The sequence below is a fragment of the Nocardioides sp. NPDC054178 genome, assembly GCF_055585005.1.
This window is the reverse complement of record NZ_JBVJKY010000008.1, coordinates 311,365-334,509: the sequence shown is the minus strand read 5'-3', so window position 1 is coordinate 334,509 and position 23,145 is coordinate 311,365. Positions and strand designations below refer to the sequence as shown.

The 23,145-nt window shown below is 68.4% G+C and carries 26 protein-coding genes; 12 read left to right on the top strand and 14 right to left on the bottom strand.

Annotated features, from left to right (window positions below):
* Positions 1-30 precede the first annotated feature (30 nt).
* From ACZ6WN_RS25725 to ACZ6WN_RS25715, 3 genes are read right to left on the bottom strand one after another with little or no spacing between them, the layout of a single operon-like run.
* The gene (locus ACZ6WN_RS25725) at positions 31-363 is read right to left on the bottom strand and encodes an ArsR/SmtB family transcription factor (RefSeq protein ID WP_465868790.1); all 333 of its coding nucleotides are present in this window, start codon (positions 361-363) and stop codon (positions 31-33) included.
* Positions 360-833, bottom strand: a complete 474-nt coding sequence (locus ACZ6WN_RS25720) for an SRPBCC domain-containing protein (protein ID WP_465868788.1) — start codon at positions 831-833, stop codon at positions 360-362. Before ACZ6WN_RS25720 ends, ACZ6WN_RS25725 begins: the two co-directional genes overlap by 4 nt.
* Before the next feature lie 28 nt (positions 834-861).
* Entirely contained in the window at positions 862-2,100 is a 1,239-nt protein-coding gene (locus ACZ6WN_RS25715; RefSeq protein WP_465868786.1) for an MFS transporter, read from the bottom strand.
* Positions 2,101-2,333: 233 nt separating this feature from the next.
* Here ACZ6WN_RS25715 and ACZ6WN_RS25710 point away from each other — a divergent pair, with 233 nt between their 5' ends.
* Both ACZ6WN_RS25710 and ACZ6WN_RS25705 read left to right on the top strand, forming a co-directional pair.
* Positions 2,334-2,957: a hypothetical protein gene (locus tag ACZ6WN_RS25710; protein ID WP_465868784.1), complete on the top strand. Its 624-nt coding sequence runs from the start codon at positions 2,334-2,336 to the stop codon at positions 2,955-2,957.
* Complete coding sequence (locus tag ACZ6WN_RS25705) at positions 2,954-4,111, top strand: PrsW family intramembrane metalloprotease (protein ID WP_465868782.1); 1,158 nt, start codon at positions 2,954-2,956, stop codon at positions 4,109-4,111. Before ACZ6WN_RS25710 ends, ACZ6WN_RS25705 begins: the two co-directional genes overlap by 4 nt.
* Before the next feature lie 30 nt (positions 4,112-4,141).
* Here ACZ6WN_RS25705 and ACZ6WN_RS25700 read toward each other — a convergent pair whose 3' ends face one another.
* On the bottom strand, positions 4,142-4,798 hold the full coding sequence (locus ACZ6WN_RS25700) for a hypothetical protein (RefSeq protein ID WP_465868781.1): 657 nt from the start codon (positions 4,796-4,798) through the stop codon (positions 4,142-4,144).
* Between the two features lie 169 nt (positions 4,799-4,967).
* On the opposite strand from ACZ6WN_RS25700, the gene ACZ6WN_RS25695 reads away from it, so the two are divergent.
* Both ACZ6WN_RS25695 and ACZ6WN_RS25690 read left to right on the top strand, forming a co-directional pair.
* Positions 4,968-5,453: a sigma-70 family RNA polymerase sigma factor gene (locus ACZ6WN_RS25695; protein ID WP_465868779.1), complete on the top strand. Its 486-nt coding sequence runs from the start codon at positions 4,968-4,970 to the stop codon at positions 5,451-5,453.
* The gene (locus tag ACZ6WN_RS25690; protein ID WP_465868778.1) at positions 5,450-6,169 is read left to right on the top strand and encodes a hypothetical protein; all 720 of its coding nucleotides are present in this window, start codon (positions 5,450-5,452) and stop codon (positions 6,167-6,169) included. The genes ACZ6WN_RS25695 and ACZ6WN_RS25690 overlap by 4 nt, the downstream gene beginning before the upstream one ends.
* Before the next feature lie 123 nt (positions 6,170-6,292).
* On the opposite strand, the gene ACZ6WN_RS25685 is transcribed toward ACZ6WN_RS25690, so the two are convergent.
* Both ACZ6WN_RS25685 and ACZ6WN_RS25680 read right to left on the bottom strand, forming a co-directional pair.
* Positions 6,293-6,775 carry an SRPBCC family protein gene (locus tag ACZ6WN_RS25685; protein WP_465868777.1) on the bottom strand — a complete coding sequence of 161 codons (483 nt, stop codon included), beginning with the start codon at positions 6,773-6,775 and terminating at the stop codon, positions 6,293-6,295.
* 9 nt (positions 6,776-6,784) lie between these two features.
* The gene (locus ACZ6WN_RS25680) at positions 6,785-7,393 is read right to left on the bottom strand and encodes a TetR/AcrR family transcriptional regulator (RefSeq protein WP_465868776.1); all 609 of its coding nucleotides are present in this window, start codon (positions 7,391-7,393) and stop codon (positions 6,785-6,787) included.
* Between the two features lie 85 nt (positions 7,394-7,478).
* Between ACZ6WN_RS25680 and ACZ6WN_RS25675 the strand changes: the two genes are divergently transcribed.
* Together ACZ6WN_RS25675 and ACZ6WN_RS25670 are read left to right on the top strand one after the other, a co-directional pair.
* The gene (locus tag ACZ6WN_RS25675) at positions 7,479-7,946 is read left to right on the top strand and encodes an SRPBCC family protein (protein ID WP_465868774.1); all 468 of its coding nucleotides are present in this window, start codon (positions 7,479-7,481) and stop codon (positions 7,944-7,946) included.
* 343 nt (positions 7,947-8,289) lie between these two features.
* Positions 8,290-9,390 (top strand): hypothetical protein, encoded by a 1,101-nt coding sequence (locus ACZ6WN_RS25670; protein ID WP_465868772.1) that lies wholly within the window; start codon positions 8,290-8,292, stop codon positions 9,388-9,390.
* A gap of 194 nt (positions 9,391-9,584) precedes the next feature.
* Here the strand turns inward: ACZ6WN_RS25670 and ACZ6WN_RS25665 are convergent, their stop codons facing one another.
* Both ACZ6WN_RS25665 and ychF read right to left on the bottom strand, forming a co-directional pair.
* Positions 9,585-10,037: a hypothetical protein gene (locus tag ACZ6WN_RS25665; RefSeq protein WP_465868771.1), complete on the bottom strand. Its 453-nt coding sequence runs from the start codon at positions 10,035-10,037 to the stop codon at positions 9,585-9,587.
* Positions 10,038-10,065: 28 nt separating this feature from the next.
* Positions 10,066-11,139: a redox-regulated ATPase YchF gene (gene ychF, locus ACZ6WN_RS25660; protein ID WP_357338762.1), complete on the bottom strand. Its 1,074-nt coding sequence runs from the start codon at positions 11,137-11,139 to the stop codon at positions 10,066-10,068.
* Positions 11,140-11,218: 79 nt separating this feature from the next.
* On the opposite strand from ychF, the gene ACZ6WN_RS25655 reads away from it, so the two are divergent.
* From ACZ6WN_RS25655 to ACZ6WN_RS25640, 4 genes are read left to right on the top strand one after another with little or no spacing between them, the layout of a single operon-like run.
* Positions 11,219-12,547, top strand: coding sequence for a GH1 family beta-glucosidase (locus ACZ6WN_RS25655; protein ID WP_465868769.1), 1,329 nt, complete (start codon positions 11,219-11,221; stop codon positions 12,545-12,547).
* Between the two features lie 28 nt (positions 12,548-12,575).
* Complete coding sequence (locus tag ACZ6WN_RS25650; RefSeq protein WP_465868768.1) at positions 12,576-13,094, top strand: PH domain-containing protein; 519 nt, start codon at positions 12,576-12,578, stop codon at positions 13,092-13,094.
* Positions 13,091-14,674 carry a PH domain-containing protein gene (locus tag ACZ6WN_RS25645; protein ID WP_465868767.1) on the top strand — a complete coding sequence of 528 codons (1,584 nt, stop codon included), beginning with the start codon at positions 13,091-13,093 and terminating at the stop codon, positions 14,672-14,674. The genes ACZ6WN_RS25650 and ACZ6WN_RS25645 overlap by 4 nt, the downstream gene beginning before the upstream one ends.
* Positions 14,675-14,713: 39 nt before the next feature.
* Positions 14,714-15,121: a VOC family protein gene (locus tag ACZ6WN_RS25640; protein ID WP_465868765.1), complete on the top strand. Its 408-nt coding sequence runs from the start codon at positions 14,714-14,716 to the stop codon at positions 15,119-15,121.
* A gap of 3 nt (positions 15,122-15,124) precedes the next feature.
* Here the strand turns inward: ACZ6WN_RS25640 and ACZ6WN_RS25635 are convergent, their stop codons facing one another.
* Entirely contained in the window at positions 15,125-16,168 is a 1,044-nt protein-coding gene (locus tag ACZ6WN_RS25635; protein ID WP_465868763.1) for a WD40/YVTN/BNR-like repeat-containing protein, read from the bottom strand.
* Between the two features lie 161 nt (positions 16,169-16,329).
* On the opposite strand from ACZ6WN_RS25635, the gene ACZ6WN_RS25630 reads away from it, so the two are divergent.
* Positions 16,330-18,177 (top strand): glycoside hydrolase family 3 protein, encoded by a 1,848-nt coding sequence (locus tag ACZ6WN_RS25630; protein WP_465868762.1) that lies wholly within the window; start codon positions 16,330-16,332, stop codon positions 18,175-18,177.
* A gap of 60 nt (positions 18,178-18,237) precedes the next feature.
* Here ACZ6WN_RS25630 and ACZ6WN_RS25625 read toward each other — a convergent pair whose 3' ends face one another.
* From ACZ6WN_RS25625 to ACZ6WN_RS25610, 4 genes are all read right to left on the bottom strand, one after another.
* Positions 18,238-19,041 carry a M57 family metalloprotease gene (locus tag ACZ6WN_RS25625; RefSeq protein WP_465868761.1) on the bottom strand — a complete coding sequence of 268 codons (804 nt, stop codon included), beginning with the start codon at positions 19,039-19,041 and terminating at the stop codon, positions 18,238-18,240.
* A gap of 162 nt (positions 19,042-19,203) precedes the next feature.
* Entirely contained in the window at positions 19,204-20,304 is a 1,101-nt protein-coding gene (locus ACZ6WN_RS25620; RefSeq protein ID WP_465868759.1) for an ABC transporter substrate-binding protein, read from the bottom strand.
* 23 nt (positions 20,305-20,327) lie between these two features.
* Complete coding sequence (locus ACZ6WN_RS25615) at positions 20,328-21,179, bottom strand: ABC transporter permease (protein ID WP_465868757.1); 852 nt, start codon at positions 21,177-21,179, stop codon at positions 20,328-20,330.
* Positions 21,176-21,970 carry an ABC transporter ATP-binding protein gene (locus ACZ6WN_RS25610; protein WP_465868755.1) on the bottom strand — a complete coding sequence of 265 codons (795 nt, stop codon included), beginning with the start codon at positions 21,968-21,970 and terminating at the stop codon, positions 21,176-21,178. Before ACZ6WN_RS25610 ends, ACZ6WN_RS25615 begins: the two co-directional genes overlap by 4 nt.
* Before the next feature lie 45 nt (positions 21,971-22,015).
* Between ACZ6WN_RS25610 and ACZ6WN_RS25605 the strand changes: the two genes are divergently transcribed.
* Entirely contained in the window at positions 22,016-22,798 is a 783-nt protein-coding gene (locus ACZ6WN_RS25605; RefSeq protein ID WP_465868753.1) for an exodeoxyribonuclease III, read from the top strand.
* Between the two features lie 8 nt (positions 22,799-22,806).
* On the opposite strand, the gene ACZ6WN_RS25600 is transcribed toward ACZ6WN_RS25605, so the two are convergent.
* Positions 22,807-23,133 (bottom strand): TfoX/Sxy family protein, encoded by a 327-nt coding sequence (locus ACZ6WN_RS25600; RefSeq protein ID WP_465868751.1) that lies wholly within the window; start codon positions 23,131-23,133, stop codon positions 22,807-22,809.
* Between the last annotated feature and the right edge of the window lie 12 nt (positions 23,134-23,145).

The following is a 23,145-nucleotide window of genomic DNA, read 5'->3' as shown; positions in this document are numbered from 1 at the left end:
CCGACCACGCAGGGATCGGCACGAGGCTCGTCAGAGGTTCTCGGCGATCTGCTTGATGGCAGCAAGGCGGCGATCCCACTCGGTGCCGATGGCATCGAGCCGTCGGGCCACGGTGCTGAGCCCGGCACCGACGACCCGATACCGGACCTCGCGCCCGGCCTGGACCGTCTCCACGAGGCCGACCTCATGGAGGACGGCGAGGTGCTTGGCGATGGCCTGCCGGGTGATGGGCAGCTGCCGGGCGAGGGCGGACGCCGAGGCGTCACCCTCGCCGAGAGCGGCGAGGATGGTCCATCGGCTCTCGTCGCCCAGTGCGCTGCACATGTCGACCACGGCCCGGTCCACGAGAGTGCCGTCGCTCATGAGCCCTGCTCGAGGAGGGCGACGAGCTTGTCGAGCTCTGCGTCCCAGCCGCCACGGTGGTCCGCCATGAGTCCCGTCGGGTCGCTGGTGTTCTCGAAGCCCGTCTCGACGACGGTGAGCCGCGTGCCGCCGGGGGTCGACTCCAGGGTGAACCGGAAGACCGTGGACCGCTGTTCGTCGACCGTCTCCGGCAGCGGGCCCTCCTCGTTGCACCAGCGGTAGGACACCTCCGAGGGCGGATCGAAGGTGTCGACCCGGATCGGCACCCGGCGCTCCCCTGGCCAGCCGATCGTCCCCACGGCGCCGACGCCGGCACCGGTGAGAGTGATCTGGCCGAACCACTGGGAGATCAGCTCGGGCTCGGTGACTGTTCGCCAGACCTTCTCCCGGGGCGCGTCGATGTGGATCGTACGGCGCACGGTGAACGTGTCGGCCTCGATCTCGGCCTGGCGGTTCTGTGTGTTCTTCATGATGGTTCCCTTCTCTCGGTATCGGTGGTCATCGGATGGCGGCGGGTTCGGGTTCTGGTGCTCGATCCGGCCGGGGCGAAGACGAGGGCGCGGGACACAGGGAGCGGCTGGCGATCGCGGTGACGACGGCCAGGCCGGCGAGGATCCCGGCGACGAGGAGTGCCGCGGGGATGCCGCCGGCGGTGATCGCCTGCCCTCCGCCGAAGGCACCGATCGCGTCACCGAGGTTCCCGGCGGATGCGGGCAGCGCGGCCGCGAGGATGGCGCCGGGGCCGGCGAGGTGTTCGACGCGGTGCTGCCACGGCGTGGTGATCCCGGCACTGCACATGCCGAGGCCGAGCACCGCGACAACGGCGACGGCCGGGGTCGTACCCCACAGGACCATCGCGACGAGTGACGCCGATACGCCGACCGCGCCGACCGTCAGGGCGCGGGCGGCACCGATGTCGGCGAACCCGCCACCGGCGAACGATCCGACTGCGGCGGCGATGCCGTAGCCCAGCAGGCAAGCTCCGATCCACGGCCCCGACACCCCGGCCACGTCACTGAGGAACGGGACGAGATAGGTCAGCGCCGCCGAGACGCCCGCGAACAGCAGTACGCCGACCGCCAGCACCGCGAGCACGCGCGGAGCGCAGGCGAGCCGGAGCTGGCTGAGCAGTCCGACCTCGCCCTCGGCCGGCACCCGCGGCACCACCAGCACCGCGATCAGGAGCGCGGCAGCGGAGGCCAGGACGACCGCGAGGAACGATGCCCGCCAGCCGACGGCTTCGCCGAGGAGCCGGCCCAACGGCATCCCGACCGCACCGGAGACGGCGAACCCGGAGATCACGATCGCCATCGCCCGGCCGGCCCGTTCCGGCGGCACGACCGACGTCGCCGTCGTGATGGCGGCCGCGATGAACAGCCCCTCCACGGCGCCGATCACGACCCGCGCGGTGATGAAGAGGTTCAGGCTGGCGCCGAGCGCGGGGAGCAGGTTGAGCCCGGCGAAGATCGCGAAGGCGGCCAGCAGCACCGGCCGCCGATCGATGCGGGCGGTCAGGAACGTCAGCAGCGGACCGCCGATCGCGATCCCGAGCGCGTTCGCCGACACGAGCACACCCACCGCAGAGACCGGGGCGCCCAGGTCTGCGGCCATGAGGTCGAGCATGCCCATCACGAGCATCTCGGCGCACCCCATCACCAGCGTCCCCGTGAACAGCGCGCCCAGGGTGATCGCAGCTCGGGAACGGCCCGCTGCTGAACGACTCTGTCGAGAAGACATCGACACCCCTTGACTATGCAACTCAATGGTTGCATTCAACCTTGGCACGCCTTCCCTCGGATTGCAACCCAATGGTTGCAATAAGCAACGCGAGTCGCGGCCTCGATGGCACTCCTTCCGGTGCGAGAATGTCGTGCGGGATCGAACTGCTGGCACTGAGTCCGGCCCTGGCTCAAATCAAGCGGGGTCGGCCCTGTTCCCCGCCGCTGACCCGACAGCCCAGAGGAGCGCCCATGCCTCACCTCGCGGTCCCTTACGTCCCGGTGGACAGACGATGGCTCGGCCTGGACAAGAGGTCCCTGCCTTACGGCATCGCCGTCATCGCCATCGCCCTGCTCTGGGTGGTCGCGGTGCCCAAGCTCGACAGCGCGACGGCCTACGACGACGAGGTGCTGGCCGGTGAGCAGTTCGCACTGACCGAGTCGATCGTGTTCACCCCGGCCGCAGGGTGGAAGGTCGTCAGCGGTTACCGCGTCGAACCGGATGCGGCGGCGCAGCAGACCGGCCCGGTGCAGCTCTCGTCTCGCGGTGTGACCGTGGTGCTCAGCACCGGGGACTTCTCCGGCACGCCCAGGGCGTTGCTCTCCCAGATCGACAAGGTCACGACGCGTCTCACCGATGGTGAGGGCTTTCACGTCAGCCGGCGCGAGGTCAGCCTCACGACGACGGCCGGTGACGTGGGCGTCGCGCAGGCCTTCGCCAGTGCCCGGGCCGAAGGATTCATCGCAGCGCTGGTCCTGGACGGGACCGGCGTCGAGATCCAGGTGGTCGGCCCTCCCGACCAGATCGCCCCGGTCGGCGACGACGTCGAAGCCATGGTGGAGAGCATCCGGTCGACGGATGGTGAGTCGCGATGAGCACCCTGTCCGCCGAGCAGCGGCGTACCGCAGCGCTCGACGCCTCGGCCTGGGGCGAGCGCTTCCACTTCGTTCAGCCCCGTAACCTCTGCTTCTGGCTCTACGTCGTCCTGGTCGGCTACGGCGTCTACGTGCTGGTGCCGATCGCCTCGAGCAGAGCGCACTTCTCGGCTGCCGCGGTCGCCGTGGCTCTCCTGATCAACGGCTTTCTGGGCCTGGCCTGGTGGCTCTGGTTCCATCACCTCGACCGCTGGGAGCGACAGCCCGCCGGTCTCCTGCTGGCCGCCTTCGTCTGGGGTGCCGTGCCGGCGACCTTCGCGATCGCCATCAACGCCAACGGCGCGCTCATGTCCCTGTGGGCGAAGTGGCTCGGTCAGGACTGGGCAGGACACTGGCAAGCGGCGCTGACCGCGCCGTTCGTCGAGGAGAGCGCCAAGTTCGCCGGGTTCCTGCTGCTGATGGGGCTGGCACCCCGTCTCGTCAGGACAGTCAACGACGGACTCATCCTCGGCGCGTTCATCGGGCTGGGATTCCAGGTCCTCGAGGACGTCACGTACGCCTTCGACTCAGCGCTCGACAACTTCGGAACCGCACCCGTCGAAGGCGCCATCGGCACGGCGTGGCTCCGCGTCGCCACCGGCTTCGTCTCCCACCCGCTCTACACGGCCCTGTGCTGCGCCGGACTGATCTACCTGATCGGCACCTCCAGCCAGAAGCGCCGGATCGGTCGCGGCCTCGGCTTCATCGCAGCCGGCATGCTCACCCATGGCCTGTGGGACTCGATCATCGCGTTCTCCGGCAGCGGTCCGATGACCCTGCTGATCATGATCGGCTCAGCCGCCTTCGGCCTGACCGTCCTCTGGGCCGCATTCAAGATCGCCCGGCCCGTCGAGCACGCCTTCGCCCGCGACATGCTCGCGCCCGAGGTCGAGGCTGGGCTGCTGGACGAGCCGGAGGTCGAAGCCGTGCTGGACCGCAAGGCACGCAAGGCCTATGTCCACGCCGGGCACGGCCGCCACGCACAGCGAGCACGCCGGCACCTCACGCACGCCGCGTACGACCTGGTGCATGAGCTCGCCGCTGCCCACGGCGCCGACACCGAGCGGGTACAGCTGTGCCGCGCGGAGGTCGCGCGGTTCCGCACCGACACGTAACACTCTCCGCCACTGGCTCGAGGCGCCGGTTCACTCGGGGCCGATGGAGTCGGACGCCTCGATCCGGTGTGCGTCCCGCACCGACACCGATCCGGCGTACCCCTCGATGAAACCGATCACCACGTCGTACTCATCGCCCGCGGTGGAGCGCAGGGTGAGCGTCCAGGAGCCGTCGACCGGGTGGTGCTCCTCCGCGCGGAGCGACAGGCCGTCCGGGTCCAGGGCGTACGCCGTCGCGGCCGCCTGCCGGGCGCGCTGGACCGCGGACTCCCGCGAGGTCGGCGTCCGCTCCGGTCGGCCGACCACCTCCATCACGTCGAGGAAGGCGCGGGTCACACCGTCGTACGACGCCTCCGAGATCGCCGTGGTCCGTGGCCCGGTGCTCACCAGCAGCCCGATCTCGAGGGCGCCCGGGCTGGCGCCCCAGCTGGTGTGCCATCGGTGCTGGTGCAGCGAGTAGTGCCGCCGCGCATCGGCCCCTGCGTACAGGACAGGCTCCAGCGCGGCGAGGATCCTCCGCTCGTCGAGGACATCCTCGTCTCCCCCGCCATCCGGCTCCGGGACCGACAGGTCGAGCAGGTAGTGCCGATCCACCTGATTGTCCGGACTAGCCCGATAGCCCACCTGGACCCGCACCGAGTCCACCCGGCCGAGGGTCAGCAGCGAACACGAATCATCGACCGTCATCTCTCCAGAGTTCTCCTGGTCCCCCACCCGGGTCAAGCACTCCGGCTCGGGAAGTACACGTACGTCTGACCACCTGGTGAGCACGACGCCCGGCGTACGCTTCCCGCTCGACGGCTGAGCCATTGGTTCGCTCGGACGTTTCGGTGTTCAGGTGCAACGTTTGGGGCCCTTGGAACAACTGAAGGGTGTGATGACAACGGAAGGGCAGGTGCCCGGCTCGGGATTCGAGGAGACGTATCGGGAGCACCGAATAGCGCTCCTGCGACTGGCGTACCTGATGTCGGGCTCCCACGAGGTGAGCGAAGACGCGGTCCAGTCCGTGTTCACATCGGCACACGAACGTTGGGACGAGATCGAGAACCCCTTGGCCTACCTCAAGAAGGCCGTTGTCAATCTCGTCAAGGACGGGCAGCGTCGACACCTCCGCCTCGCGCGGAAGGCTGTCGAGCGGCCACAGGTGGACCTTCCGCGGGAGGTCGACGAGACGTGGGCACAACTGGCGAAGCTGCCGTGGGCGCAACGCGCGGTCGTCGTCCTCCACTACTACGAGGACCTTCCCCTCGTCGACGTCGCCGACATCCTCAACCGCCCTGCGGCGACCGTCCGCTCGGACCACCGACGCGCGCTGGACAAGCTTCGAAAGGCACTCGCATGAACGAGACCCAGAACCCGGACAGCCTCGAGCTGCGACTCCGGCACACCCTGCACACGGTTGCGGACGCGCTCAGCGAGGACGACTTCCCGGCGACCGCCCACACCGGCATGGCTCGCAAACCACAGCGTGGGCGTCGGGTCGCCGTCGTCGCAGGTGCGGTCGCCATCCCACTCGTGCTGGCGACCGCCGCGGCGGCTGCGATCATCCGCCAAGGTCCGGAGTACGTCGACACGATTCCTCCGCAGGACATCGTCATGCGCGGCAGCGTCGACGGCAGCCGTTACCTGCTGATCGAGTCCGACCGAACCGACGAGTGTGGCCACCCTGTCACCGGAGTCGAGCTGGTCGAGGAGAAGAAGAACCTGCTCGGAAGCGAATGGAGCACCACGGGCTATGAGTACGGCGAGTACGCCGATACCGACTGCGGCCCCGTCAACGACACGTCCCGCTACCTGAAGAACCCTGCGCTCTTCAACGACTCCGGGGCCGAGGTCGGTGACTCGTTCGTCTGGATCTACGCCGTTCACTCCGATGTCACCGCCGTGCGAATCACCTCAGGTGACTACACCAGGGAACTCGAGGTCTACGAGGTCGATGGCGCGGGATACGCCCCCTTCGAGATCCCCAAGGGCATGAGGGAGTACACGTCCGAACTGCTCATCGACGGCCAGGCCATTCCGGGATCCCGGGACGAGCAGAAGGTGCCGAGGCCCTGACCGCGGGACGGTGAACGAAAATTCGTTCACCCCGACCACTACGTCGGCCAAACGCCGTGAACGAACTTTCGTTCGACACAGGAGCGCCTGGTCCGATGACAGGGCTTACGGCTCATCAGGCCGTCAAGCATCAGAGCCAGGTTCAGAGGCAGATCCAGAGGCAGACAGGGCGTCCAGAAGCCAGGCGTTCCGCCGCTCCAACAACTTCGTCATGTACCTAGTCAGCACGAGGACGTTCACTACCCGTCCGACCGCTCCGACGGGTGACTCGAACTCGACAACATCTGTCATCAACGTGCCACCCGCAACCGCTTCGAACCGGTGCTCGTGCCACCACCGCCGGAACGGGCCGGACTGCTGCTCGTCCACGAATCGGAGCGGAGCGTCGTACTCGCTGATCACAGAGGTCATCGTGAACGGGATCCCGAAATGGCGAGCCCTCCAGGTCACCGAGTCTCCGCGACGCATCACACCGGAGGTGACCCCGGCGATGGCGCGCTCCCCCGAGTCGGACATCGACGACCGGTGTGCGTCCACGGACAGGCTCAGCTCGAAGCACCGCTCGGGCGTCGCCGAGATCTCCGTGGTCAGCACGATTCGGGGCACCTCAGGATCCTAGGTTCCAGCCGCTTCGGAATCCGATCCGATGACTTCCAGAACGAGCGCCTTGGCCCTCCACAGTTCGTCGTCGTCCCCGAACAGCTCTCGCCGGGTATTGCCGGCCACCAGGAACGCGTCGATCCGAAACGCGTCGTCGGTCGGGTGTGCGGACCCCGCAGCCGCCAACTCCCGCTCGAGCAGGTCCAGCCACTCTCGCTTCAGCGCACGCACCGACTCCGCTACTGGCCCCATACGGTGGCCGTACTCGACCGAGGTGGCCGCGACGAAGCAGCCGCCAGGGAACACCTCCTGCAGGAGATAGTCGATCCATGAGTCCACCAGCGCGCGTAGCCGCGGCCGTCCCGGCTCCGTGTCCCAGGCGGGCGCTATCACGGTCTCGCGGTAGATGCGCCGAGCTTCGGCGACCGCGGCAACCTGGATCTGTTCCCGGTTGCCGAACACGGTGAGGATCCCGCTCTTGCTCAGCCCGGTCGCCTCGGCCAGGCCGCCCACGGTGATTGCGTCCAGCCCGTAAGTGGTCGCGATCTCGGCGGCCTTGCGTGCCGCCCGTCGGCGGGTCACGTCGCCACGGGCGCGACGCCCGTCGCGTGGAGTTGAGGTCACGACGAGGATTCTATGCGACCGACTGGACGCGGAGTTTCGGAGTGGATATCTTTGCGACCGATCGGACGCTAAATCAGGAGGCCCTATGTACGCCGTGCCGACTTTGGAAGAGAGCATCGACATCGCGGCCCCACCAGCACGAGTCTGGGAAATGGTCAGCGACGTATGCCGGATGCACGAGTGGAGCCCGCAGGTGACCTCGACCCGCCTTCGCTCCGGCCATGAGCGCGTCGGACCGGGCGCGGAGTTCACCAACCGCAACCGCCACGGCGACCTCGAATGGACGACCCATGCCGAGATCACCCGGTGGGTCCCGGATGAGGAGCTGGCCTTTCGGATCGTCGAGAACTGGGTGACCTGGTCGTTCAGGCTCCAAGCCGTGGCCGGGAATGGCACTCGACTCATCCAGCGGCGCGATGCACCCGAAGGAATCTCTCAACTCTCCCGTGACCTGACCGACGGGTTCATGGGAGGGCAGGACGAGTTCACTGCGGCCATGCGCGCCGGGATGCGCGAGACCCTCGAACGGATCCGTGAGGCAGCCGGCGGCTGACGTCGAGCCGAGCGTACGACCTCGGCCACCAGGTCAGGCGGAGCCTCGCGAGGTAGACTTCGCCCTCCGGCCATCGGCGCTATCCGAGGCTCGAGTACGCAAGGTTGAACGCGGCTGCGACAACCACCGTCCCACCGACCGCCACGATGGGCGGACCAGCTCCACGCAGTCCACGCAGTCCACGCACCACGCTCCAGACGACATGGACGGCGGGTGACGACGGGTCGTGACCTTCATCTCGATGGCGAACCACGCAAGCATGCTCCTGAAGATTCGGTTCCAGGTTGGTCCTGCCTGAGGCAGAGGCATAGATAGCGGACCGCGTCTACACTAAGGTGTTGTCATGTCGCTCGAAAACGTGCCTGAACCAGACGAAGAGGGACGAGAGTTTGAGGCGGCCATTGAGTGTGCCCTTTCGAGGATTAACGCGTCCCGCTTCACACCTAAAGCGCTAGCGAGCGTGATCTCATCGGGCTACAATCCACCGGCAGTGGGCCCAGGTCGTTTGCGACCTTATGTCCCGCCGACTGACGCCCGGACAGGGTCTTGGGAATTCGAGAACGTTCTGACGCGCGCTCTTAACCTTCTTCTCCTATCTCACGAGGTAATCATCGACGACCCTACTTACTGGATGGATTTCGAGTCGGGCGCGCCCATCTCGTCTTCGAGTGATCTGGATGAAACAACCCGTACGGTTCGTTCACTGGTAGATGTTTGGGACTTGGTTGAGGACGGGTCTCTACTCATGGGCGACATGAACACCCATCCAATGTGGGAGTCGTGGTTGGGAAGCGACGGAGCCTCCGCGCTTGGATTCACCGAGGAAGAGTTCATTCACTGGACTTATCAAGAAATGGCTCTTGAGCATTGGCCCGGGGGAACGTCCCCGTGGTTCGTCAGCGAGCAACAGTCACGCTCGATGGAGAAGATGCTCCAACTAGCCGGCGCCAGCGGTGCTGATCGACGCGTGATTCAGGTGTCCAAACTCGCGGCCCTGGAGCTTCCGACGCTGAGGTTGCACACGCCGGATCTCATCGCGGTTCGGCGGAGCAGCGACACCTTCGGTGAGTGGAGGCAGCACCTGCGCGCCGCACTGTCGCAAGTAGAGCTCTTGCCAGATCGCGATGGGTGGCAACGTGACGCACGCGGGATCATCGTGGACGAACTGAAGCCGTACACGGAGAAGGTCCGTGCCGAGACGAAGAGGAGTGATGCACTCTCGGCGGCCGTGATCGGCATGAAGCAGCTTACAATCGTAGGCATTGGGACCGCAGTCGGAGGGCTGGCTGGTGGCCCCGGGGCCGCTGCGCTGGCTGGGCTCGGCGGCGCAGGGCTTGCGACGCTGATCAGTGGCGCGTCGGACTGGATGAAGGCGCGGCGTGAGGCTGTCCCGAACCGTGCCGCTTTGCAACTCGCAATGGTGTTTGACAATCGTGGAACGTAGGCCTCCCAGGATTGACGGTTCCGCGTGCTACCCCGAACCTTGGTCTTCCAGCGCTTACCCTTCGCTTGAGGACCGAGGCCCTGATCTGCGTTTCGAAAAACCCCGATACTAGTTTCGGGCATTGCACGGAAACACCAGATCCAAATCGGGTGACACAAAAAGACATCTGCGAACAGCAAGGATCTGACGCCCGATCACTGCTCTGTCGCCTTGTCTTTCTCCCGCGGATATTCAAAGAGGGTTCCCATGCCTGCGGCGGCGAGCCCGATCGCGAACAACCCGACAAGTACGGCAACAGCCATCAGGAGCCAGAACAGTATTGGCTTGTCCGTAAAGGCGATGGCTGCGGACACGAGCCCGTATACGACTCCCCCACCCAAGAGCGCCACAAATACCAAAGCAGCAACGTTGCCGCCGTTCAGCTTGCGAGTCAGGCGAAGTGTCTCGCGTTCCTTAAGTACTTGCGTTTCATTCGCAAGGAGGACGTCGAGGTGTTCAAGAGCCTCAACGTTTCCCTCCAACTTCGCCCGAATATCCGCGTGGGTGGCAATTCGCCTCGCAAGAAGGCCGCTAACTTCGCCGCGCAGAAGCGGCCCGACAACAACAGTCAGTATCGCAACGGCGATAGCACTCCATAGTTGGATCATTGCAGGCCTAACGTCGAAAGTGATGCGACTACACGTTGAAGCGGAACTCCACGACGTCACCGTCGGCCATGACGTAGTCCTTGCCCTCCATGCGGACCTTGCCGAGGTCACGGGCCTTGGCCACGGAGCCGGCGGCGATGAGGTCGTCGTAGGAGACGATCTCGGCCTTGATGAAGCCCTTCTGGAAGTCGGTGTGGATGACACCGGCGGCCTCGGGGGCGGTGGCGCCCTTGGGGATCTCCCACGCGCGGACCTCCTTGGGGCCGGCGGTGAGGTAGGTCTGCAGGCCGAGGGTGTCGAAGCCGACGCGGGCCAGGATGTCCAGGCCGGGCTCCTCGACGCCGGCGTCGGCCAGGAACTCGCGGGCCTCGTCCTCGTCGAGCTCGACCAGCTCGGACTCGAACTTCGCGTCCAGGAAGATCGCCTCGGCGGGGGCGACCAGCTCGCGCATCGAGTCCTTGAGCGCCTCGTCGGCGAGCTCGTCGGAGTCGCAGTTGAAGACGAAGATGTAGGGCTTGGCGGTGAGCAGCATCAGGTCGCGGATCAGCGCGCGGTCGATCTTGGTGGCGATGATCGGGGTGCCGGCCTCGAGGGCCTCCTTGGCCTCGACCGCGGCGGCGAGGTTGGCCTTGAGGTCGGGAGCCTTGCGCGACTCCTTCTCCAGCCGCGGGATCGCCTTCTCGACCGTCTCCAGGTCGGCCAGGATCAGCTCGGTCTGGATGGTGGAGATGTCGTTGGCGGGCTCGACCTTCCCGTCGACGTGGGTGACGTCGTCGTCGCGGAAGACCCGGGTGACCTGGCAGATCGCGTCGGACTCACGGATGTGGGAGAGGAACTTGTTGCCCAGCCCCTCACCCTGCGAGGCGCCGCGCACGATGCCGGCGATGTCGACGAACTGCACCGTGGCCGGCAGCAGCTTCTGGGACCCGTAGATCTTCGCCAGCTCGGCCAGCCGCTCGTCGGGCACCCCGACGACGCCGACGTTGGGCTCGATGGTGGCGAAGGGGTAGTTCGCCGCGAGTACGTCGTTCTTGGTCAGAGCGTTGAAGAGGGTCGACTTGCCCGCGTTGGGAAGTCCCACGATGCCGATGGTGAGTGCCACGATCGACAATCCTAGGGTTCTACGCCGACCACGGCCGAAACGCGGACGGGGCCGGGGCGGCCCCGGCAGACTCTGCGGTGTGAGCGAGCTTCCCGGCACCAGCCTCCCGACCGGCTTCCGCTTCGGCGCGAGCACCGCCGCCTACCAGATCGAGGGGGCCGCCGGCGAGGACGGACGGGGCCCCTCGGTGTGGGACGTCTTCTGCGCCGAGCCCGGGCGGATCGTCGACGGGAGCAGCGGCGAGGTGGCCTGCGATCACTATCACCGGCTCGACGAGGACCTCGCGCTGATGGCGCGGCTCGGGCTGGATGCGTACCGCTTCTCGATCTCCTGGTCTCGGGTGCTGCCGACCGGTTCGGGTGCGGTCAACCAGAAGGGCCTCGACTTCTACGACCGCCTCGTCGACGGGCTGCTCGAGCGCGGCATCGCCCCGATGGCGACGCTGTTCCACTGGGACACCCCGCAGGTGCTGCAGGACGCCCACGGCGGGTGGCTGAGCCGGAAGACGGCGCAGCGGTTCGGGGAGTACGCGGCGTTGATGGGCGATCGCCTCGCCGACCGCGTCGCCCACTGGTGCCCGGTGAACGAGCCGAACGTGGTGACCGTCTTCGGCCACGCGCTCGGCATGCACGCCCCTGGCGAGGCGCTGGTCTTCGACGCGCTGCCGGCCGGTCACCATCTGCTGCTCGGACACGGGCTGGCGGTCCAGGCGCTGCGCGCCGCGGGCGCCACCAGCATCGGCACCGCGACCAACCACATGCCCGTCTGGCCCGCGACCGACTCGGAGGGAGACGTGGCCACCGCCGGGCTGCTGGACACGCTGTGGAACCACTCCTTCGCCGATCCTGTCCTGCTGGGCAGATATCCCGAGGATCTCGCCGCGCTGTTCCCGGTCCAGGACGGCGACCTGGAGGTGATCAGCGCACCGCTCGACTTCTACGGCCTCAACTACTACAACCCGACCGCGGCCGCCGCCGCGCCCGAGGGGGCGGCCAACCCGATCGAGCAGCCGCCGATCACCGGCTACCCGACCACCGACTTCGGCTGGCCGGTCGTCCCCGACGGTCTCCACGAGCTGCTGACCGCGCTGCACGAGCGCTATCCGGAGCACCCGCCGTTCGTGATCACCGAGAACGGCGCCTCCTACAACACCGGCCCCGGTGACGGGGACGCCGACCGCATCGCCTACCTCGACCTCCACCTGCGCCAGGTCGAGCGCGCGGTCGCCGACGGCATCGACGTCACCGGCTACTACTGCTGGTCGCTGATGGACAACTTCGAGTGGGCCGAGGGCTACACCCAGCGGTTCGGGCTGGTGCACGTCGACTACGACACCCTGGTGCGCACGCCGCGGGACTCGTTCGCGTGGTACGCCTCCGTAATCGCCGATCACAAATACCGACGGTAAAGACCGCACACCCCATAGGCTCGCGCCCGTGAGCGACCCCGAGGCACCACAGCGACTGCGCGAACCCGCACATCAGGTCTCCGAGCGAGCGCCAGCCTACTGGCGTACGGCGGAGGCGATCGGCGCCGTGATCTGGCTGGCCCTCGCGGTGGGTGCGATCGTGGCGGCGGTCCTCGTCCCGGAGGGCTTCTGGACCTGGATCCTCTGGCTCGTCGCCGTGGTCTTCGTGCTGGCGCCGGTGCCGGGGCTGACCTTCGTGCCCTCGATCCGGTTCCGGATCCACCGGTGGGAGGTGACCGACATCGCCGTCCACGTACGCCATGGCTGGCTCACCGTCATCGACGAGATCGTGCCGCTCTCCCGGGTGCAGACGGTCGACTCGACCCAGGGACCGCTGATGCGGCAGTTCGGGCTGCGTACGGTCAAGGTCTCCACCGCCTCCTCGGCGGGCACCGTCCAGATCGCCTGCCTCGACGACGCGCTGGCGCTGGAGGTGGTCGCGAAGCTGGTGGCGATCACCGCCGCGACGCCCGAGGACGCGACGTGAGCACGCCCGAGGTCCCCGAGGTCCCGCACGCTCCGGCCGTCCCGGACGCGGAGTGGCAGCGGCTGGCCGGCTGGACCGCGGTCGTCAGCCCGCTCTCGACGCTGCGCCAGGCGATCATCCCGGCCGCGATCGGTGCCTTCACCGCCGGGCAGGCGAACGTGGTCATCGGCCTGCTGGTCGCGGCCGGCATCGCGGTGTTCGCGGCCCTGGCCGGCATGATCCCGTGGCTGACCACGACCTATCGGGTCACGCCCACGCACCTGGAGGTGCGCAAGGGCCTGCTCAACCGCACCACCCTGACCGCCCGGCTCGACCGGGTGCGCAGTGTCGACCTGAGCTCGACCCTCATCCACCGCGCCCTCGGCGTCACCAAGGTCAACGTCGGGACCGGGGTCGACGAGGGCCAGATCACCCTCGACTCGCTGACCAAGGACGCCGCCGCGCGGTTGCGGCGCGAGCTGCTGCACGCCGCGCCCTCAGCGCCCTCGGACGCCACCCCCGCGACGGCCTCCGGAGGCGACGTGTCCCCGGAGGAGGTCTCGACCAGCTCGACCACCGAGGGCGAGGTCGTCGCCAGGCTCGACTGGTCCTGGATCAGGTACGCCCCGCTCAACCTGAGGAACCTTGCGATCGCGCTGGGTGGCCTGGGCGCGGTCTTCGGCGCGTTCTCCGATCTCATCCCGTGGGAGTCCATCGGCGTGCGGGTCACCGACGGTGAGATCAACGGCGTCCCGGTCGACGAGGTCGTCCGCACGCTGTACATCGCCGTGCCGATCGCGATCGTCGGGGCGGCCGCGGTGTGGGCGATCGGGTCGTGCGTCGGCTACGCGGTGCGCTGGTGGGACCTCCAGGTCGTGCGCGAGCAGGGCCGGGAGGGCACCACGCTGCGACGCAGCTTCGGCCTGACCAGCACCCGCGCGACGACGGTGGAAGAGGCGAAGGTACGCGGTGCCACTTCCACCGTCGGCCCGCTGATCGGCCTGGCCGGCGGCGCCGACCTCAACCTGCTGACGACCGGGCTCGACGACAACTCCCCCGCGGTCCTGCCGACCGCCCCGGAGGGCGTCGTGTCCGAGGTCGGCACCGACATCCTCGGCGAGGACGCGTTCTCGGCGGCGCTCACCGGCCACGGGCCGCGGCCGCGCCGGCGCTACTGGTTCCGGGCGGTGCTCGGCACCGTCATCTGGACGCTCGTCGCGCTCGTCCCGACCGTGCTGCTCGGCGTCTTCGGCGACACCTGGATCTGGTGGATCCCGGTCGCCGTGATGCTGCTCGCCCTGGTCCTGGGGCTGCTCGGTGCCGAGCTGCGCCACCGCCACCTCGGCCACGCCCTCACCGACCGCTACCTGGTGGTCCGCTCAGGCTCCTACACCGCGGTGCGCACCGCTCTGCAGACCGACGGCATCATCGGCTGGCGAGTCAGGCAGACCTTCTTCGACCGGCGCATCGGCCTGGCCCAGGTCACCGCGATGACCGCGGCCGGCCAGGAGCACGTCGACATCCCGGACGTGCCGCTCGAGACGGCCGTCGCCCTCGCGACGGCGGCCACGCCGCGTACGGTCTCGGAGTTCGTCGAATAACCCGTTTCCTTCGGGCGCGCTTCGGTGGATGATCCGCCCATGACGATCCAGATCCGCCATCTCACCTTCGACAGCGCCGACCCCCGCAAGCTCGGGGAGTTCTGGTCAGCGGTCACCGGCTGGCACCTCTTCTACGACGAGGACCCCGAGGTGATCGTCGCCCGCAGCTTCCCGTCGAAGGAGCTGATGTTCCTCTTCGTCCCGGTGCCCGAGGAGAAGTCGGCGAAGAACCGGGTCCACATCGACATCAAGCCGGAGGACACCACCCGCGACGAGCTCGTCGAGCGGGCGCTCTCGCTGGGCGCCACCGTCTTCGGCGACCACCGCAAGGAGGACGGGACCGGCTTCGTCGCGCTCCGCGACCCCGAGGGCAACGAGTTCTGCATCGAGCGCGGCGAGCACGAGATGACCCCGAGCGGCCCGATGAAGATCGGGCTCACGATCTGACCCTCAGCGGGCGAGGACCCCGACCCGTCCGCCCGCACCGGCGGCCCAGCAGACGCCCGTGGCGCAGTCGATGGTGTGGAAGCGGGTCTGGGTGGCGCCGAACGGCTTCCAGGAGCGGCCGTTGTCATGGCTGACGTCGCTGCCGTTGGGGCCGACGGCGATCGCGGTGCGGCCGCCGACCCAGGCCACCGCTTCGCGGTATCCGCCCAGGTCGGAGTCGGAGTTGACCCACGTGCGGCCGCCGTCGGTGGAGTAGGCGGCGCGGTCGACGCCGTCGTCCTCGAGGCCGAAGTCGCCACCGACCGCGATCCCCTGGCGAGGGTTGCGGAAGCCGAGCCCGAAGACGCCGGCGGCCTCGCCGGTCGCGATCGTAGAGTCGGCAGCCGACCAGGAGCGACCGCCGTCGTGCGTGGCGTAGACCTTCGCGGCGGCGCCGCCACCCCCGATCCAGGCATCGCGCGCCCCGGCGGTGACCAGGCAGGTGCCGCTGGCCGAGTAGCCGAACTCGCCCGGCGCCTCGAGGCCACGCGTGTCCGCGACGGTCCAGGTGTCGCCGCCGTCGGCGGTCGTGATGATGCGCCACTCGCCGTCGACCGGGTCGCTCATCGCGATCCCGCGCCTGCCGCCGGGCCAGAAGTCGACGCAGTTGTAGAACGCGGTCGGCTCCGCGGACCGGAACGTCTCGGTCCAGGTCGTCCCGCCGTCGGTGGTCTTGTAGATCCGGCTCGCCTCGCCCTCGCCGATGGAGAGCACCACCGCCTCGTTCGCCGAGCGTGCCTCGACGTCACGGAAGAGCAGCTCCTCGGATCCCGGCGGCGAGACCTCGTCCCAGGTGCGGCCACCGTCCGTCGTACGGAACACTCCCCCGCCGTCACCGCCGACCCACGCGGTCCTCGCGTCGACGGCGTCCAGCGCCCGGAACCCCTGGGTCGTGTCGACGTTCACCGACGTCCAGTCGTACGCACCCCCTGCCTGCGCCGCCGGCGCGAACGTGAGGGTGGTGAGAGCGAGAGTGGCCGCCGCTGCGGCTCCGACAACGATGCGCACGAAGGTTCACCCTGGCCCTGCCCGGGCGTTCTGTCCACCGATCCGGCGAAAATCGTCCGCCGGTGATTGCACGGACTCGGCAATTTTCTTCCGTGACCGGTTGGTAGCCCCTAAAGTGAATCGCCGTGCCGCACAGCAGCGGCGCAGATGGGGAGGTTGTCATGAGCAGCACGACACTGACCAGACGCGGAAGGTTGGCGGCTGCGGGACTCGCGGCCGCGGTGGCGGTGGCGATGCCGTACGCGGCAACGCACGCCGCGGAGCCGGACCCGCCCGCGACGACCGCCGCCAAGACCCCGGCGCAGCACGGCCAGATCGTCTCGCTGATGCGCCACATGTCGCTGCAGCAGAAGGTCGGCCAGCTCTTCGTGATCGAGGTCTACGGACGCGACGCCGACAACGTCAGCGACGCGGCGAAGGCCGGCAACCAGAAGCTCTACGGCGTGGACACCCCGGCGCAGGCGATCGCCAAGTACCAGCCCGGCGGGGTCATCTACTTCACCACCCGTGGCCCCGACAACATCGGTGACGCGGCTCAGGTGGCGACGCTCTCCAACGGTCTCCAGCGCGCCGCGCTGCGGCAGCGGCCCAAGATCCCGCTCAACATCGCGGTCGACCAGGAGGGCGGCGCGCTCGTGGCCCGCTTCGGTCCGGCCAGCGGCGCGACCCAGATGCCGGGCCAGATGGCGCTGGGCGCCGGCGGCTCGACCACGGACGCGGCCCGGTCCGCCGAGGTGATCGGCACCGAGCTGGCCGCCGTCGGCGTCACCCAGGACTACGCGCCCGTCGCCGACGTCAACCTCAACCCCAACAACCCGGTCATCGGCATCCGCAGCGCCGGTGCCGACTCCGCCGCGGTCTCCGACATCGTCGCCGCCGAGGTCGGTGGCTTCGACGCCGGCGGCCTCTCCTCGATCGCCAAGCACTTCCCCGGCCACGGCGACACCGGCACCGACAGCCACTACGGCCTGCCGGAGGTGACCCACAGCCGCGAGCAGCTCGAGGCGATCGACCTGCCGCCCTTCGAGGCTGCGATCGACGCCGGGATCGACGCGATCATGACGGCTCACGTGACCGTGCCCGCGATCGACCCGAGCGGCGAGCCGGCGACCATGTCGGAGCCGATCCTGACCGGTCTGCTCCGCGAGGAGCTGGGCTTCGACGGCCTGATCGTGACCGACGCCCTCGACATGCAGGGCGCGAGCGCGACGTACCCGCCCGACGTCGCCCCGGTCGAGGCGTTCCTCGCCGGCGCGGACCAGCTGCTCATCCCGCCGCAGATGGACACGGCGTACGCCGCGGTGCTCGACGCCGTCAAGGACGGCACGATCTCGCGCAAGCGGCTCGACGAGTCGGTCTACCGGATCCTGAAGCACAAGCTCGACAACGAGATCTTCGAGAGCCCGTACGTCAACCCGGCTGCCGCTGCGGCGGTCTTCGCCGACCCCGCCCACAAGGCCGACGCCCAGGCCATCTCCGACCGCACCACAACGTTGGTGAAGAACGACGACGGCCTGCTGCCGCTGGCGCCCGGCCCGAAGGACGTCCTGGTCGCGGGCTGGGGCGTGGACACGACCGCGGGCATCGCGGCCGGGTTCCAGAAGCGGGGCGCGACGACCCAGGTGCTGCAGTCGGGCACCACCCCGACCGATGCCCAGATCGACGCCGCCGTCCAGGCGGCCGCGGGCAAGGATCTGGTCGTGGTGCCGACCAACAACGCCTGGCAGATCAACCCGGCGACCGGTCAGCCCACACCGGCGTCCGTGGCCCAGACCAAGCTGGTCAAGGCGCTGCTCGCCACCGACACCCCGGTGATCGTGACCGCGATGCGCAACCCCTACGACGTCACCTCCTTCCCCGAGGCGGCGACGGTTCTCGACACCTACGGCTACACCTCCCACCAGCTCGAGTCGCTGGTGCGGGTGCTGCACGGCGAGGTCGACCCGAGCGGCAGGCTCCCGGTGGAGATCCCGGATCTCTACCCGCTCGGGCACGGGCTGTCCTACTAGGCACATACGCAAGGCGGCCCTCCCGGAAACCGGGAGGGCCGCCTTCGTCGTGCTAGCCGATCAGGAGCCGTACAGCGCCCGGACGCCGGCCGCGTCGGAGGCCTGGAACTCCAGGTCGGACGAGCCGCCGTTGCACTGCGGGTAGTGCATGATCGAGGAGGAGTCGTACGGGGTCAGCGCACGCCAGTTGTTGTCCTCGAAGCAGGTCGCCGCCTCCGGGCGGGTGTGCTCGTGGCGGAAGCCGAGGGTGTGACCGAGCTCGTGACCGAGGATGTCACCCGGCTCCCAGCTGCCCGAGGAGAAGATCGAGTCGTCGATGAGCACGTTGCGCGAGCGCTTCGAGGTCGAGGGGAAGAACGCCCGCGCGATGTACTGCGTGGTGCTCACCGGCTCGACCGAGAAGAGCACGTTGGAGTTACGGGTGTTGCACGAGGCGTCCTGTGCGGGCACGTAGGTGAACTCGACCGCCGAGCTCGCCGCCTCCCACAGACCTGCGCCCTGCTCCATCGCGGTGATGATGCCGGCCTTGTTGCTGCCGAACTTGTCCGAGACGCAGTAGGTCAGGTTGAGCGCCTGGGAGGCCGACCACTTGTCGTCCTTGCCGCTGACGGTGTTGACGATGAGGCCGTCCTCCGGGACGTGCTTCGGCGTCGAGACCATCGAGTCGTAGAACTTGTGCAGGTCACCCTGGTTGGACACGACCTCGTCGCCGTTGACGACGTACTGACCGTCGAAGTCGACGTAGGTCGACGCCTCGAACTCCTGATAGCTCGGCGCCTCTTGGGCGAATGCGGGAACCATCGACGCAGTCAGCGCCGCGGCACCCGCAGCCGCGGCGATCATCATGGGAATACGAACTCGCATAGCTCTTCCTCCTGGATTCGTGAACGGCCGCCGGCGATGGACGCCGGCGGCCACAGGAGATTCAAGCGTCGAGACCCCTGATGGGCTATAGAAACTTCGGTGAAATTCCGATTGAACAGGCAAAACTTTCGAGGTGATTTCCTACGTTTGCCGCCCGGAGCATCACGGAGCGGGCCAGATCACCTTGTCGCTGTCGTCGACGACGGCCTCGGCGAAGGACGTGTCGAACCACGAGGCCGCCTGCTCGGGCGTGACCTTCTGCCCGGCGTACGCCGTCACGACCCCGGCCAGCGCCGCGACGTTGTCGGGGTCGACCGAGCCGAACCTGCCCGGGAGCGGGTTGTCGGAGGCGACCTTCACCTCGGTGCGCCAGATCGCCGTCTCGTGCTTCTCGTCGGACTCGGCGCCGGCCAGGTCGTGCTGGTAGCCGATGCACTCCTCGACGTGGTCGGAGGAGGCGCAGTAGGCGTAGGCCTTGAAGACGGCGCGCAGGAAGTCCTGGACCGCGGTCGGGTGCTTCTTCGCCCAGGCGGGGTTGACGGAGTAGGCGCCGAGGGAGCCCGGCACGTCGAAGTCGGTCGGCTCCCAGACGGTGACCTTCTCGCCGGCCGCCTTCAGCTGGTTGGGCTCGTTGGAGACGAAACCGACCAGCGCGTCGACCTGGCCGCGGGGCAGGATGCCGGGGTCGTAGCCGACCTTGACCTGCTTCACCTTCGCCATGTCCACCCCGGCCTCGGCGAGCATCGCCTGGACCCCGACCGGCACCCAGCCCTTGTGGCCGAGCGTCTTGCCCTCCAGCTGCTTCAGGTCGGTGATGTCGGTGCCGGTCATGAGCACGTCCAGGCCGGCGTTGGAGTAGGAGGAGACGCCGAGCACCTTCAGGCCGCTCGCGTTGGAGGTCATGATGTCCTGCTCGGAGAGTGGCCCGACCTGGACCTTCCCGGCAGCGATCAGCTTGGCGTTCTGGGAGACGTCGCCCGAGCCCGGCTGGAGCTCGACGTCGAGGCAGAGATCGTCGAAGTAGCCCAGCCGATCCGCTGCGATGGCCTCCATGATCGAGGCCGACGCCTGCCAGTAGTAACCCGACATGTAGGTGATCTTGCCGGCCTTCTCGTTCTGCTTGCAGCGCTCGGCCGAGACCGCGCTGCCCCGCTCACCGGCAGAGTCGCCGGCGGAGTCCGGCGAGGACCCGCAGGCGCTCAGCGCACCCATCAGGACGAGCGCCGACACGAGGGCAGCGGCAAGCGGACGTACGCGAGACATGAAGGGCTCCTTCAACGCAAGGATCAGGACTCGTGCCAGTGGAGCACTCGACGCTCGGCGAGCGTCACGAGCCAGAACAGCAACGACCCGAGCGCCGCGAGGACGAAGATCGCTGCCCACACCGTAGCCAGTCTGTTCTGCGAGCTGGCCACCTGGATCACGCTGCCGAGGCCGTCGGCCGACCCGGCGGCGGAGAGCTCGGCCACGACGGCGCCGATCATGGACAGCGGGAAGACGATCCGCAGGGACGCGAAGACGTAGGGCAGCGAGGCCGGCACCCGCAGGTGGCGCAGCACCTCCAGCCGGCTCGCGGCCACGGTGCGGTAGACCTGCAGCACCGGCGACGGCACCGCCCGCAGCCCAGTCGCCACGTTGATCAGGATCGGGAAGAAGCAGACCAGCGCGGTCAGGACGACCTTCGGCCCCATCCCGAACCCGAGCGCGACCACGAGCAGCGGCGCGATCGCCACCAGGGGCGTCACCGAGAGCACGACGGCCACCGGCATCACCGCACGTCGCACCACCCCGACCTCGCTCACCACGACGGCGAGCGCGAAGGCGGCGACGAACCCGATCCCGAGCCCCACCAGTGCCTCGCTGAGCGTGACCAGGGTGTTGCTCAGGAAGTAGCCCGGGTCCTCGCGCAGCACGCTCGCGATGTCGCCGAGCGGCGCGAACAGGTAGGGCATCCGCCGCGCGCCGATCTCCCAGGCGAACCCGAGCACCACGACGAGGAAAACGAACGGGAGCCAGTAGGCCGGGCGGAGCAGCCGGGTGCGGCGGCGCAGGCGGCGCGCGGCGAGCTGGTCAGGGGTGGGGACGATCAGGTGGGGCCGCTGGCGAGGGGCGGGCTGCGTACCGGAGTCCAGGGTCACGAGACGACCTCTCCATGACTGAAGGCGTCGCGCAGGCTGCCGCGGAGGGCGAGCTCGTAGGCGTGGAACTCCGGCGAGGTGAGGAGCTCCTGGTGGCGGGGGCGGTGCAGGTCGATGTCGATGACGTCGGTGATCCGGCCCGGACGTGGGGCCATCACCACGACCTTGTCCGAGAGCCGGACCGCCTCGGAGATCGAGTGGGTGACGAAGACCACCGTCGCGCGGGTCTGCTCCCACAGCTCCAGCAGCTGCTCCTGGAGCGCCTCGCGGGTGAACTCGTCGAGCGCTCCGAAGGGCTCGTCGAGAAGGAGTACGTCGGGACGCAGCCCGAAGGCGCGTACGATCGCGGTCCGCTGCTTCATGCCGCCCGACAGCTCGGCGGGGAGCTTGTGGAGCGACTCGCCCAGGCCGACCTCGCGCAGCATCGCCTCGAGGTCGGGGCGGCCCCGATCGGCCCCGCGTCGATTGACCTTGTGGGGCAACGTCACGTTGCCGAGCACGCTCAGCCAGGGCAGCAACGCCGGGGATTGCGGCACGAACCCGAAGGCCTTCGCCTCGGCGGCCTCCTTCGGAGTCAGGCCGCACACGGTGATCGTGCCCGCCTCCGGCTTCTCCTGCCCGCTGATCAGCCGCAACAGCGTCGACTTGCCGCACCCCGAGGGCCCGATGATGCTCACGAACGTGCCGGGCTCGATGGTCAGGTCGATGTCGTCGAGGGCGATCAGCTCGGAGAGGTCGGCCTGCTCATAGAGACGCCGGACCCCGTGCATCTCGATCGTCGCGCTGCCCACGCCTCAAACGGTAGTCCACCCTCGGTCCCGGATAGTCTGACGGGCGTGCGTATCGCCACCTGGAACATCAACTCCATCCGCTCCCGCATCGACCGCGTCGAGGCCTTCGTCGAACGACACTCGATCGACGTGCTCGCCCTGCAGGAGACCAAGGCCAGGCCCGACCAGATCCCGACGATGGGCCTGGAGGCCCGTGGCTACGAGGTCGCCTCGGTGGGCTACGACCAGTGGAACGGCGTCGCGCTGCTCTCCCGGGTCGGGTTGTCCGACATCGAGGTGGGTTTCGAGGGGATGCCGACGTTCAAGGACGTCGCGGAGGCCCGGGCTCTCTCGGCGACGTGCGGCGGCGTACGCGTCACCTCGGTCTACGTCCCGAACGGCCGCAAGCCCGACGACCCGCACTACGCCTACAAGCTGGAGTGGCTGGCCGCCCTGCAGAAGGCCGCGACGGCCTGGCACGACGGACCCTCGGCGATGGTCGGCGACTGGAACGTCTGCCCGTTCGACGAGGACTGCTTCGACCCCAAGCAGTTCGTCGGCAAGACCCACCTCACCCCCGCCGAGCGCGACGCCTTCTTCGCCATCGAGAAGGACTTCAAGGACGTCGTACGCCCCTACGTGCCCGGTCCGGAGGCCTACACCTACTTCGACTACTACCGGCAGCGCTTCGAGCGCAACCGCGGCCTGCGCATCGACTTCGTCCTCGGCTCGCCCTCGTTCGCCTCGCGTGTGACCGGCGCGTTCGTCGACCTCGACGAGCGCAACCCCGCCATCGGCACCGGCGCCCCCTCCGACCACGCCCCGGTGATCGTCGACCTCGCCGACTGAGGCTCGGTCTACTTCGGCGGTTTCGGCGGCAATGACTCGGCCGTGGCGACGCCGCGTCTGATCCAGTCGGCGAGCGCATCGCCGCGGAGCAGGTCGGCGGCGACGTTGACGTAGCCGGACATCGTCCGGGCGCCCATGATCATCGGCTCGGCACCGGCGGCGAGGGCGGCCTCGTAGGCCGACCTGCCGGTGCGTACGAGCAGGTCGTCGGCGCCGACCGCGCACGCCATGTTGCCGTTCACCATGAACGCCAGCCCACCGAACATGTTCACCTCGGTGGTGCCGGCGGGCATCAGGTGCCGCACCCGTTCGGCCAGCTCGACGTCGTAGGCCATGTCTCCATGGAA